We start from the raw sequence: 13,665 nt of genomic DNA on the forward strand, positions 1-13,665 counted from the left end.
TCGGCAACTAGAAGAAGGCGCCCACGAAATTAAATTTTTCGGAAAATACTATCCTGTAAAAGCTACAATCAAAAAAATTGAAAGTTTATCAGCTCATGCAGATCAAAATGATTTATTGAATTGGATGGGTGGAATAAAAAATATTCCAGAGCGCGTGTTTTTAATTCATGGAGAACCTGCAGCTCAGGATGCATTTCGTGTAAAAATAAAAGACACTTTTAACTGGAATGTTACAATTCCTAAACTTTCAAATGTAGAAGAATTAAACATATAAATTTTAAAAAATATTAGCCATGGAAACACCACAAGTTTATAAAAATTTTAATGAAGATAAGACCATTGAAGAATTTGAATATAATATTTCGAATGACATAAGAAATCTTGAAAATTTTAAATTCGAACTGAATTTTTTTAAAATGCTATTAGATAAACCTATTTTCAAACCTCATGCCATGAATATATTTGAAAAGCTACAAGAGTTTAAAAATGAAATAAGTGTTTTAAACAAAAGTAATTCAAGTTTGATAGACGAATTAAATTCACATGCGCATAAAATAAGAGGTAAAATTGAATGTGAAGATTTGGCGTGCGACAATTTTTTTATTCAATATCAAGTTGATTTAGAGAACAAAATATTCAATCATAAAATTAAAATATTCGATTTTAAATTCACCCTTTTTCAATACGTTGAAAGTGTTATTATTAATTAAAAATCCTTTTTATTAAAGAATTCCAATCACCTGTAGTACTGATATATATCATTGTAAAAAAATGTATTTGTAAATATATTAGGGTTGAAAATAAGTTTAACCTTAATACTTAATATTATGACAACATTAATGAAACGCAGAAAAAGAAATGGATTATCTCCATTTGAAAGCAGATTTTTATCCCCTTGGAGTAATAATCTTTTAGCACCTTGGAGAGGTGAGAGGTTTAACTATAATTTAAATAATCTATCCAGATTTGAGGATGTTTTTAACGATGATTTTTTAGAAGAAAATAGTTTAATGCCTGCAATGAATGTCAAAGAACATGATAAAGATTTTGAAATCGAATTTGCAGCTCCTAGCTTCAATAAAGAAGATTTTGAAGTTTCCATTGAAGACGATGTACTTCATGTTTGTGGCGAGAAAAAAGAAGAGGAAAAGCACGAAGATGAGGATTATTCACGAAAAGAATTTAGCTATAAATCCTTTGAGAAATCAATGACGCTTCCAGTATCTGTTGATTTAGAGCAAGATGTAAAGGCCGTTTATAAAAATGGCGTTTTGAAAATTAAACTTCTAAAAAAGAAAGAGGCAGTTATTAAGGAAGTTCCAAAAAAAGTAATTAAAGTCCAATAACACCTTTTTAAAAAGCAGAAAGCAATACGTTTTTAAAACTATTGCTTTCTGTTCTTCACAATTTTTAAAATTAAATACGATGAAAACAAAGCAAGGTAAAGTTAAAAAATACGACGCCTGGTTAAGCGCAGAAACGATGCATAGTAGTTCAGTTAAATGGTTATCTGAATTAAGATTTGTAAAAGATGAACAATTGTTTTTTGATGATTTGATAAAATCCTACACGCTTCAGCTTATAGATTCGAAACATTTTTCAGATAGTAAAAAAGTAGTTAATCAATTAAGTGCATCACAGAAAGAAACAGACGCTTTAATTAAAGTTGTAATGGCTCATGAAAAGGGTCTAGAAATTATGGTTGATGGTTTAAATCAAATTAAAGAAGAAAATGAATATAAAGATGAGCATGGAAAACTCATTATTACAATTAGTAATTTTTTAAATAAATATAGAGCCCTAAAATCAACATTATTTGCACTTATAAAAAGCATTATAAAGGAAGGTAAACAAAAAAGGTTACTTCAGTAAAACAGATTAAAAATGAAATATCTTCAACTTTTACTAATTTTCATTCTGGCGTTTAGTTGCTCAAACGCAGAGCTAATTGATAACTGGAAAAATCCAGATATAGATGTTTATAGTGCCAATAAGGTGCTCGTTGTTGGGATGACCTCCAACAGTACTGCAAGGCGAAAATTTGAAAAACAATTTCAAAGCGAAATAAGGTCTAGAGGGATAGAAGCTGTTACGAGTATGGACTATTTTGAGCCTTCATTTACTTTAGAAAAGAAAACAGAAGAAGAGCTTAATCAATTAGAAAGTCGCCTTATAGCTGATGGTTTTGATACCGTTTTTTTCACAAAGGTAATGGGCGTTGAAGATAGAATTGTTTATAAGGAAAATTACCGAAGGTATGATAACACGCATAAAAGGTTTCGAGAAGATTATTTGAGATATCAAGATGCATTTTATAATCCTGATTATTATCACGAGTATTCAGTTTATCATTCAGAAATTTCAATGTATTGTATTTGTCCTACAAAGGATAGAGAGCTTATATGGAAAGGTTATATAGATATTACAGATCCACAATCCATAGGTGATACCGTTAATGATTATGTAAACCTTGTTATGGTTATTTTAGAAGAGCAACAACTTATTAATCCATGGCTTTTGAATGAAACCCCTAAAGTGGACGCTATTAAATAATAAAATAACATTTACCACTTGCATTCATAAGATATATATTAAAAACCCTTTAAACATGACGTTTATGGGGTTTTTTCTGTTTAAAATTTGCTTATAACATGTTTTAATGGATAATGCAAAAAACGTTAAATAGTATTTCATTTGCTTTCGTTTTAATTATTTTTATTAATTTTGAAACAAAACAAAATCAAATAAAGTAAATTATGAGAAATTTAGGCGTGTTATTTTTGTTGTTTTGTATAGTGTCTTGCCAATCAAAAACAAAGGATGAAACAAAAAAACCAAATGTCCTTTTAATAGTTGTGGACGATTTAGGATACGCAGATTTTTCTCCTTTTAAAGATTATGATAAAACTATTTCCACACCCAACATATCTCGCTTAGGTGAATCTGGAACGGTTTATACCCAAGCTTATGTTACGGCACCAGTTTGTAGCCCGTCTAGAGCAGGTATAATAACTGGGAAAAACCAATTTCGTTGGGATAAACCTGCTAGTTGGGGGCCAGGCTTACCAGATGATGTAAAAACATTACCTGAATATTTAAAGGAAGCTGGGTATGAAACTGCCCGAATTGGAAAAAATGATTTGGGTCGAAATTTTCATAAAAATGACGTACGCGAATACCCATTAAACCATGGTTATGACGAGTTTTTAGGATTTAGTGCTCATGCACATGATTTTTGGTTAAATTCAAAAGAAATAAAAGACCGAACGCCAGATCCTGATGGAACAAGTGCGGTGTTAGGGCCTTTAATGCATAACATGGGTGAGAAAAGTTATGAGGAAGGTTATCTAACTGATATTTTAACAGACGAATCCATTTCATATTTAAAAAGAAAACGTGAAAAGCCTTTCTTTTTAACCTTATCATATAGTGCGGTTCATCATTTAATTCATGAAGTTCCTAAAAAATATCTAGATAAATATGGTGCTAAGGAAATTGCCAATTATGACCCTGATAGTTTAATGACTTACGGAAATCATGAGGCAGGCACATATTCTGCTTATTACGACAAATATTCAAGAGTAGGAGCAATAAAAGCAGACGAATTAAGAAACTATTATCTTGCTAATCTTAATTGTTTGGATGATAATATTGGCAGGGTGCTTGATGCTTTGAAAGATGAAGATTTAATAAAAAATACGCTTATTGTTTTCATTTCAGATAATGGTGGTTCGCCATTAACAGGTTCAAATAATGCACCGCTTACTGGTGGTAAATATGCGCTCTGGGAAGGGGGTATTCGTGTGCCAATTGCAATGAGTTGGGAAAATAATATTGCCGCCAATAAAGTGGAAACTAATTATGTTTCAGCAACCGATATTATGCCTACTATTTTAAACGCAGCAGGAGTTCCGTTGAATGATCCGAATATTGATGGAATTAGCCTTTTAAAGCCAGACCCAAATAGATTGTTAGTATGGAAATGGCAAAAAACATGGGCGGTTAGACAGGGTGATTGGAAATTAACAAATGCCAACGAAAATCATTGGAAAAGTGAACCGTCAGTAGAATATATTAAGCCTATTGTTGATAATATGGAGCTGAAACTGTTTAATGTTGCTAAAGATCCTGGAGAACGTTTTGATTTAGCAGAAAAATACCCAGAAAAAGTTATTGCTTTAGAAACTGCCTACAAGGAATGGATTGACGCCAATGTAGCTAAGTAATTATTAAACAACAGTAACTTTAATACCTTTTTCTTCAAGTTTTTTCTTGGTAGATGGCGAAATACCGCGATCTGTTATTATTTCGTGAATGTCACTAAGGTTGCAGATTTTTGCAAAACTCTTTTTTCCGAATTTTGAAGAATCTGCCAAAACAATAATTTTTTGCGCAGAAACCAACATCTTTTGGTTTAATTGTGCTTCTTCAAGACTAGTAGTAGATAGACCATAATCAAAATCAATACCATCAACACCTAAAAATAGTTTGCTACACGATACATTATTTAAAATTTGGGCAGCGTAAGATCCAATTACTGAAGCAGAACTGTGTCGTATATAGCCACCTAGTTGTAAAATTTCAATATTCTTGTCATGAATTAAATGTAAAACCACATATAAAGATGAGGTGATTACGGTTAGTTTGTTTTTTGGTTTTATAAATTTTGAAAGTGCTTGAACGGTTGTGCCGGACGCAATCATTATAGAATCATTTTCATTAATTCTTGCAGCGGCAGCTTCGGCTATGCCTTTTTTTTCTTCAACTGAAATCTTTTCTTTTTCAATAACAGCTCTTTCATTTATATACGGGTTTTCTAATGATGCGCCACCATGAGTTCTGAAGAGTAATCCCTTTTCTTCAAGTAATTTTAAATCTTTTCTTATGGTAACTGCTGAAACATTCAACTGTTTACATAATTCGGCCACCTCAATATGCTTTTCTTTGGCTAAGGTGTCTAGAATAATTTCATGTCGCTTCATAAAAACAAATATAAGTAAAAGGAAAGAAAATGAAGATATTTATAGCATAATCATATTAAAAGATAAGATAACGAATAATGATTCAGGCTTCTAATGTGAAATTTAGTTTCATTTAGTTTCGTTTTGTGGTTTTTTATGTATATTTGAAACAATATATAATTAATCATAATTAAAGTATCATAAAATTGTTTCAAAGAGAAGTATTAATACAACAGTTAAAAGATAGTCCTGATTGGGATGTTATCATTATTGGCGGTGGTGCTACAGGTTTAGGTATTGCTTTGGATAGTGTAACTCGAGGATATAAAACATTACTGTTAGAACAGGTAGATTTTGCAAAAGGAACCTCCAGTCGAAGCACAAAATTAGTGCATGGAGGTGTAAGGTATTTGGCGCAAGGGAACATTGATTTGGTTAAAGAGGCACTTTACGAACGTGGATTAATGTTGAAAAACGCTTCGCATTTGGTGAGTAATCAATCTTTTATAATTCCGAATTATAAATGGTGGGATAACTTTTTTTATACGGTTGGCTTAAAGGTTTATGATTTTTTAGCAGGAAAATTAAGTTTTGGAAAATCTAAGAGGATATCAAAAAGTGAAACTACAAAGCGCTTAGAAACTATTAAGCTAAAGGATTTAAAAGGCGGTGTGGTGTATCATGATGGTCAGTTTGACGATTCACGGTTGGCTGTAAATATCGCACAAACCTGTATTGAAAATGGCGCCACGGTATTAAACCATTTTAAAGTTCAAAAATTATTAAAAAATGATGACGGGAAAGTTAACGGTGTCGTTGCTAAGGACATTGAAAGCAACGAAACCTATACTTTAAACGCTAAAGTGGTAATAAATGCTACTGGAGTTTTTACGGATGAAGTTTTAAAAATGGATGATGCTTTAGCTAAGAATATAATTCGTCCTAGTCAAGGTGTTCATCTTGTTTTGGATAAATCGTTTTTGCCAGGAAACGATGCGATAATGATTCCAAAAACTACCGATGGCAGAGTATTGTTTTTAGTGCCATGGCATAATAGAGTAGTGGTTGGTACCACCGATACCTTGTTAGATAGCCATAGTTTAGAGCCCGAAGCACTTGATAATGAAGTCGATTTTATTTTAGAAACAGCTAATCAGTATTTAACAAAAAATGTAAGTAGGCAAGATGTACTAAGCATATTTGCTGGGTTACGCCCATTAGCGGCTCCAAAAGATAAATCGGAAAAAACTAAGGAGATTTCTAGAAGTCATAAAATTATTGTTTCAGATTCCGAGTTAGTTACTATTACTGGCGGTAAGTGGACAACCTACAGACGTATGGCGCAAGACACTATGAATAGAGTAATCCAGCTGGGTAAACTACCAAATTCTAAATGCAATACTAAAGACTTATTAATCCATGGTGCGAATGGAGTTGTAGATAAATCTCAGCATTTGTATATTTATGGAAGCGACCAGAAAGGTATAAAACAACTCATTTCTGAATCTCCTGAATTAGGCAAGAAATTACATGAACGTCTAGAATTTACTAAAGCAGAAGTGGTTTGGGCAGTTAGAAATGAAATGGCAAGAACTATTGAAGATGTTTTGGCAAGGCGTGTAAGAGTGCTGTTTTTAGATGCTAATGCAGCCATTGAAATAGCTCCCATAGTGGCATCAATATTAGCAACAGAGTTAAATAAAAATGAAGTTTGGAAGCAAAATCAAATTTCTAGTTTTGTAGAAATAGCAAATCATTATTGCATCAATAAATAAAATTTAAACGGCTCTTAACCAAAGTCATTTCTAAACAACTAAACTAAAATTATGGAAAAATATATTCTCGCATTAGATCAAGGCACAACAAGTTCTAGAGCTATAGTTTTTGATAAAAAAGGAACTATTATATCAGTTGCTCAAAAAGAGTTTACACAATATTTTCCAAAACCAGGTTGGGTGGAACATGATCCAAATGAAATTTGGTCAACTCAAGCTGGAGTTGCCGCTGAAGCCATTGCTAAAAAAGGATTAAATGTAGAAAATATTGCCGCTATAGGTATTACAAACCAACGTGAAACTGTTTTGGTTTGGGATAAAAACACAGGCAAACCCGTTTATAATGCTATTGTTTGGCAAGATAAAAGAACCTCTGATTATTGTGATGAGTTAAAAAGTAAGGGGCATGAAAAAAGTGTAAGAGAAAAAACAGGGTTAGTAATTGATTCGTATTTTTCTGGAACAAAAGTGAAGTGGATTTTAGATAATGTTGAAGGCGCAAGAAAAAAAGCAGAAGCAGGCGATTTAATTTTAGGTACTATTGATACTTGGCTAATATGGAATTTCACGAAAGGGGAGCAGCATGTTACCGATGTGACAAATGCCTCTAGAACCCTAATGTTCAATATCAATACCATGGATTGGGATGATGAATTACTTGATTTATTAACCATTCCTAAAAGTATGCTGCCAGAAGTAAAGCAATCAAGTGAAGTTTATGGCCATACAAATTCAACTTTTTATGATACAAAAATCCCTATTTCTGGTATTGCAGGTGACCAACAAGCCGCTTTATTCGGGCAAATGTGTACTAAAAAAGGCATGGTAAAAAATACTTATGGTACTGGGTGTTTTATGCTGATGAATATTGGAAAAACTCCAAAAGTTTCAAAAAACAATTTATTAACTACCGTAGCTTGGAAAATTAATAATAAAACAACTTATGCTTTTGAAGGTAGTATTTTTATTGCCGGCGCCGTTGTACAATGGTTGAGAGATAGCTTAAAAATTATAAGAAACTCTTCAGATGTTGAGGCACTAGCAAAGTCGGTTGAAGATTCAGATGGTGTGTATTTTGTGCCAGCATTTGCAGGTTTAGGAGCACCTCATTGGAATCAAAAAGCGCAAGGCACCATTTTTGGTTTAACACGGGGAAGTACAGATGCCCATATTGCCAGGGCGGCTCTGGAAGCTATTGCCTTTCAAACTATGGATGTTTTAAAGGCTATGGAATCAGATTCTGGAATTTCAATAAAAGAATTACGAGTTGATGGTGGAGCAACGGTAAACAATATGTTAATGCAGTTTCAAGCCGATGTATTAAATACAACAACAGTACGCCCTAAAATTGTTGAAACCACGGCTATGGGAGCTGCTTTTTTAGCAGGTTTAGCTGTAGGATATTGGAAAAATGCTGAAGAAATTCAAGAAATATGGCAAACAGATGCCTCTTTCAACCCAACTGGTGAAAGAAAAAACATTGACGAGAAAATAAAAGGTTGGTATAAAGCAATAAATGCCTTAGAATATTGGACTAAAAATAATTAAAAACAATTTAAAATATGACACCATTTATTTCAGAAATTATTGGAACAGCCATACTTATTTTGTTAGGTGGAGGCGTAGTTGCAAACGTTGTTTTAAACAAAACTATTGGGAATAATAGTGGTTGGATAGTAATAACAACGGGTTGGGCATTAGCAGTTTATGTTGCTGTTGTAATTGCAGGTCCATATAGTGGTGCACATATTAATCCGGCTGTTAGTATTAGTTTAGCCGTTGCAGGAAAGTTTCCTTGGGAATCCGTACCTATGTATGTGTTAGCTCAGATGTTGGGCGCCATGATTGGTTCATTTACAGTTTGGTTATTTTATAAAAATCATTTTGATGCTACTGATGATGCCGATAGTAAAAAAGCGGTATTTTGCACAGCACCAGCAATAAGGAACACCTTATCAAATTTTTTTAGTGAAGCTTTGGGAACCTTTGTGCTAATTTTTACTATTTTGTATTTTACAAATGCAACCATTAGCGATTCTGAAACTGTTATTGGTTTGGGCTCATTAGGTGCTTTGCCAGTTGCTTTTTTAGTTTGGTCTATTGGTTTGTCATTGGGAGGAACCACAGGTTATGCTATTAATCCTGCTCGTGATTTAGGACCAAGAATTGTGCATGCGCTGCTTCCCATTAAAAACAAAGCTGCTTCCGATTGGAGTTATGCTTGGATTCCAGTTTTAGGGCCAATTGTAGGTGCGTGTTTAGCAGCTTTTTTAATGTTATCGCTTTCTTAAAATGTCTTTTAAGGCAACATGAAAAGCATCATTTTGAAAATTCATTTTCTAAATCTACCTTTATATAAAGATAAAACGCGCATAGTTTTGTTTTAATTCCGTTAAAAAAATGAAAATTTTTCAGTTAATTTTTCTAATATTCTTTAGCTTGATATCTTTTGGTCAGGAGCTGCCGCCTATTGAAAAGTTTACTACTGAAAATTATTTGGGAGATAGTCAAAACTGGATGATTTCTCAAGGGCAAAACAATTACATTTATGTTGCTAATAATAAGGGGTTATTAGAATATAATGGTGCTGAATGGCGTACTTATACCTCGCCAAATAACACGATAATTAGAGCTGTAAATGTAATTGGCGACAGAATATACACAGGTTGTTTTGCAGATTTCGGTTATTGGGTAAAGGATGATTTAGGATCACTTAAGTATGTATCTTTATTGCCTAAACTTCATGAAAGAAAACTTGAGGACGAACAGATTTGGAATATTTTGGCTTACAATGAATGGGTTATATTTCAGTCAAGCGATCATATCTATTTTTATAATTCTAAAACTGATGCTTTTAAAATTATTTCATCTAACGATATCATTTATAAAATTTTTAAAGTAAATAATCGTATTTATTATCACGTTGCAAACCAAGGAATATATGTGGTTGAAGACGGAAATCCTTTATTATTAATAAGTAATGCTACAACCAAATTTGAACGCATTATAAATATATTTCAAAACGAAAATGAATTGGTTTTTATTACCCGAAACTCAGGATTTTATACTTATCAAAATAACACATTTTCTTCTTGGGAAATTCAAGCAGATAAGGTTTTAAAGAAAACGAATATTTTTAGCAGTATTAGGCTAGAGGATGGGAGTTATGTAATTGGAACTATATCTGATGGTGTATTTCACATCAATAAAAATGGAGAAGTTAACTACCAAATTACGCAAAAAACAGGATTGGGGAATAATACCATTTTATCACTATTTGAAGATAGTACGAACAATGTGTGGGCAGGACTTGACAATGGCATAAATTGTATAAATGTGAAATCTCCAATTAGAACATTCTTTGACTATGAAGGCGTTTTTGGAACTGTTTATGCTACGCAAGTGTTTAACGAAATTCTATATATTGGCACTAACCAAGGATTGTTTTACAAAAATTTAAAGTCAACAGATGATGCGTTTAGTTTTATAGAAGGAACAGCCGGACAGGTTTGGAATTTATTTAATTATAATAATGAAACGCTTTTTTGTGGACACCATTTAGGGACCTTTACCATTAGTAAAAATACGGCTACAAAAATAAGTAATGAGTTAGGTGCTTGGGTATTTAAGCCTGTTCCTAATCAAAAGGATGTAATTCTACAAGGGAATTATAGTGGTGTTTTTGTTTTATCAAAACAGAATGAACGTTGGAGTCTTCGAAATAAAATTGAAGGATTTAAAATATCTTCCAGATATTTAGAAATATGCGATGATTATAAAGCTTGGGTAAATCATGAACATAAGGGGGTTTTTAAATTGCAACTAAATGATAGTTTAACTAAAGTTAAAAAATCACAAGTAGAATCAAGTGTTCCGTTAGGAAATAATTCAAGCTTAGTTAAGTATAAAAATACGATCCTTTATGCGTCTGATGATGGTGTATTTAAATATGATGATAAGGAAAATAGTTTTGTTAAAGATTCTATTTTAACCATGGCAATAACGGATTCTGAATTAATATCAGGGAAATTGTTGGTTGATAAAGATGAGAGACTCTGGGCATTTTCAAAAGAAAATATAAGTTACATTGAAAACGATGATGTTACGAGTAAACCACGAGTTAAAAAAATTCCAATACCATCAAAATTGAGAAAAGGCGTATTGGGGTTCGAAAACATTTCATCACTTAAAAGTAATACATATGTTTTAGGAACTGCCGATGGTTATATAACTTTAGATGACCCCAAAATGGATAATAAAGTTTACCAAATTCATTTAAACTCGGTAGTTTTAAAGGATATTGATGATAAACTAATTGATTATCCTATTGATGTTGAAAGCGCGTTTGAACATCAGGATGGTATTTTGATTTTTAAATATTCCGTGCCTGAATTTGATAAATTTTTGGACGTAAAATATCAATATAAACTGGCTGGTCATAACCCTAAATGGAGTAAATGGTCTGAAAGTTCTCAGGTTACTTTCGAAAATCTTTCGTTTGGAGATTATAGCTTTCAGGTTAGAGCGAAAGTAGGTAATCAATTAACTGAAAACACAATTGCTTATGTCTTTAAAGTGCATCGGCCATGGTTTGCTTCCTTTACTGCACTAGCTTTTTATTTTTTATTACTTCTTTTAATAATTTTTATTACGCACAAAGCATATAAACGTTATTATAATAATAAATTTATGAAGGAGCAGTTGGAAAATGAGCAAACTATTATGCAAATTAAAAATGAAAAATTAAATCAAGATATTGAAAATAAAAACAGGGAATTAGCAATTTCTACAATGAGTATTATCAACAAAAATAGAGTTCTGAATAAGATTAAAAAGGAATTAAAGAAAAATAAAAATTCTGATAATAAAACGGCCCTTGAACTTGTTGACAGTAATTTGAATGATAGTAAAGACTGGTCTTTTTTCGAGCAAGCTTTTAATAATGCTGATAAGGACTTTTTAGAAAAAATAAAGGCATCCCATCCAGATTTAACACCTAACGATTTGCGTTTTTGTGCTTACTTACGTCTTAATTTATCATCAAAGGAAATGGCACCATTACTTAATATTTCTATAAAAAGTGTGGAAACTAAACGTTACAGATTAAGGAAAAAATTAGGACTTGAACATGATAGTGGTCTCGTTAACTATATCTTAAAGTTTTAGTAACATGACAAGCCGTAAAATCACCTAGACATTACCACTACAACACCAAAAATCGCCATGTTTTCAAGGGTTATATTGTTAAATTTTAGATTTACTTCTTATCCTTTATTCATGGGTGTTTTCGCTAGAAATATACAGGTTTTATTTTGTTAAAATTACGATGTTCGTTTTTTATCGGCATAAAAATTATTGTTTTATCAGTTATTGAGGTTAATTTTATGAATAGTTAACTTTAAATGTGTTTTAAGCATTTATTCAAACTATATTTTTGAAACTAAACTAAAAACAAACTCACATGAAATTAAAACTATGTTATCAAAAAATTAAAGTGCTGTTTTTGTCTATGCTATTGTTTGCTTCTTTTAGCGCAATGGCACAATCACAACAAACGGTAACTGGAACTGTGCTTTCGGCGGCTGATAATATGCCATTACCCGGAGCAACCGTATTGGTAAAAGGAACTTCTAATGGAACATCAACGGATTTTGATGGTAAATTTTCATTATCTGTAAACAGTAGTGCATCTACATTGGTTATATCTTATATAGGATATGTTACAAGAGAAGTTGCAAGCACTTCAGCTCCAATGACTATTTTATTGCAAACAGATGAAAATGTTTTAGATGAAGTAGTAGTGGTAGGTTACGGTACTCAACGAAAAAGTGACCTCGTAAATGCAGTTGCAACTACAAACATGGAACAAGCAACATTATCACCAACCTCAGATGTAAATGAAATGCTAAGAGGTAGAATAGCAGGTTTGCAAGTAAACGTAGGTGGAGGTACATTACGTCCAGGTGGAACATCTGATATTATTTTTAGAGGACAAGGTTCTATTGAAGGTAATGTAAGTGCCATTTATGTGGTTGATGGTATCATTAGAGATGGTGGTATTGAGGATATAGATGCTGATGATATTGAGTCTATCGAATTTCTTAAAGATGCATCTGCACAGGCTATTTATGGGTCTAGAGGTGCAAATGGGGTGGTTTTAATTACAACCAAACGTGGTAAAGCAGGAAAAGTAAGTGTAAGCTATCATGGTTTTGTTACTTCAAAACAAATCGAAAGAAATTTTGATGTTTATAGTGGTTCAGAATTTGCGCAGTTAAGACGTGAAGCTGTTAGATCTACAATTGCTGATGACTCATATCCTCTTGATGAAGATATTTTTTCAGAAATAGAAATAGAAAATATTGCAAACAATGAGTTTGTAAATTGGGAAGATGAATTAATGAAAAATGGTATGGTTAATAGCCAAGCTATTAGCGTTAGTGGTGGTACAGATATGACTAAAGTTTTTGGTAGTATTAATTATTTTAAAGAAGATGGTATTATCCCAACTTCCAGTTATACAAGAAAAACGTTACGTTTAAATGTAGATCAAAAAATTAGCGATAAATTTTCGGTGAATTTTGATTTAAATATATTGAATGATGATACCGATAGAGCTGCCAACGTTAATGTCATTACATTCTCGCCTTTAGGTAATGCTTATAATGCCGATGGAAGTTTAACACGTTTTCCTAGTGGTGAAGAATCATCGCCTGTAAACCCTATCTGGAACTTGCGAGAGCAAACTAATCAGGAAAAAGGAAATGATTATGTTATTAACGTAACCCCAATTTGGCAAATTACAGATAATTTACAATACCAATTAAAAACTAACTTAACAAGACGTACTTCAGAAAGAGGTCAATATCAATCTTCTTTAAGTTCCGCAGGTGATGATGTTAGAGGTATTGCTAGAATTGAAAACCAAT

The 13,665-nt window shown here is 32.3% G+C and carries 12 protein-coding genes; 11 read left to right on the top strand and 1 reads right to left on the bottom strand.

Features of this window, described 5'->3' with window-relative positions; translation table 11 throughout:
• The 6 genes from WBN21_RS06435 to WBN21_RS06460 form a co-directional block, all read left to right on the top strand.
• The coding region (locus WBN21_RS06435; RefSeq protein ID WP_424198563.1) for an MBL fold metallo-hydrolase RNA specificity domain-containing protein at positions 1–274 on the top strand (274 nt) is incomplete at its 5' end.
• 19 nt (positions 275–293) lie between these two features.
• Entirely contained in the window at positions 294–710 is a 417-nt protein-coding gene (locus WBN21_RS06440; protein ID WP_424198565.1) for a hypothetical protein, read from the top strand.
• A gap of 117 nt (positions 711–827) precedes the next feature.
• Positions 828–1,346, top strand: a complete 519-nt coding sequence (locus WBN21_RS06445) for an Hsp20/alpha crystallin family protein (protein WP_424198567.1) — start codon at positions 828–830, stop codon at positions 1,344–1,346.
• A 79-nt stretch (positions 1,347–1,425) separates the two neighbouring features.
• On the top strand, positions 1,426–1,872 hold the full coding sequence (locus WBN21_RS06450) for a hypothetical protein (protein WP_424198569.1): 447 nt from the start codon (positions 1,426–1,428) through the stop codon (positions 1,870–1,872).
• Between the two features lie 12 nt (positions 1,873–1,884).
• Positions 1,885–2,553, top strand: a complete 669-nt coding sequence (locus WBN21_RS06455; RefSeq protein WP_424198571.1) for a hypothetical protein — start codon at positions 1,885–1,887, stop codon at positions 2,551–2,553.
• 203 nt (positions 2,554–2,756) lie between these two features.
• Positions 2,757–4,226, top strand: a complete 1,470-nt coding sequence (locus tag WBN21_RS06460) for a sulfatase family protein (protein WP_424198573.1) — start codon at positions 2,757–2,759, stop codon at positions 4,224–4,226.
• 3 nt (positions 4,227–4,229) lie between these two features.
• Here the strand turns inward: WBN21_RS06460 and WBN21_RS06465 are convergent, their stop codons facing one another.
• Positions 4,230–4,982, bottom strand: a complete 753-nt coding sequence (locus tag WBN21_RS06465; RefSeq protein WP_424198574.1) for a DeoR/GlpR family DNA-binding transcription regulator — start codon at positions 4,980–4,982, stop codon at positions 4,230–4,232.
• Positions 4,983–5,158: 176 nt separating this feature from the next.
• On the opposite strand from WBN21_RS06465, the gene WBN21_RS06470 reads away from it, so the two are divergent.
• From WBN21_RS06470 to WBN21_RS06490, 5 genes are all read left to right on the top strand, one after another.
• Positions 5,159–6,736 carry a glycerol-3-phosphate dehydrogenase/oxidase gene (locus WBN21_RS06470; RefSeq protein WP_424198583.1) on the top strand — a complete coding sequence of 526 codons (1,578 nt, stop codon included), beginning with the start codon at positions 5,159–5,161 and terminating at the stop codon, positions 6,734–6,736.
• 51 nt (positions 6,737–6,787) lie between these two features.
• Complete coding sequence (gene glpK / locus WBN21_RS06475; RefSeq protein WP_424198576.1) at positions 6,788–8,284, top strand: glycerol kinase GlpK; 1,497 nt, start codon at positions 6,788–6,790, stop codon at positions 8,282–8,284.
• Between the two features lie 14 nt (positions 8,285–8,298).
• Positions 8,299–9,027 (top strand): MIP/aquaporin family protein, encoded by a 729-nt coding sequence (locus WBN21_RS06480; protein ID WP_424198578.1) that lies wholly within the window; start codon positions 8,299–8,301, stop codon positions 9,025–9,027.
• A 109-nt stretch (positions 9,028–9,136) separates the two neighbouring features.
• Entirely contained in the window at positions 9,137–11,902 is a 2,766-nt protein-coding gene (locus WBN21_RS06485) for a triple tyrosine motif-containing protein (protein WP_424198579.1), read from the top strand.
• A gap of 295 nt (positions 11,903–12,197) precedes the next feature.
• Positions 12,198–13,665, top strand: a 1,468-nt coding sequence (locus tag WBN21_RS06490; RefSeq protein WP_424198581.1) for a SusC/RagA family TonB-linked outer membrane protein, incomplete at its 3' end; no start/stop codon positions are given.

Source organism: Algibacter sp., from assembly GCF_049667265.1.
Classification (GTDB): domain Bacteria; phylum Bacteroidota; class Bacteroidia; order Flavobacteriales; family Flavobacteriaceae; genus Algibacter_B.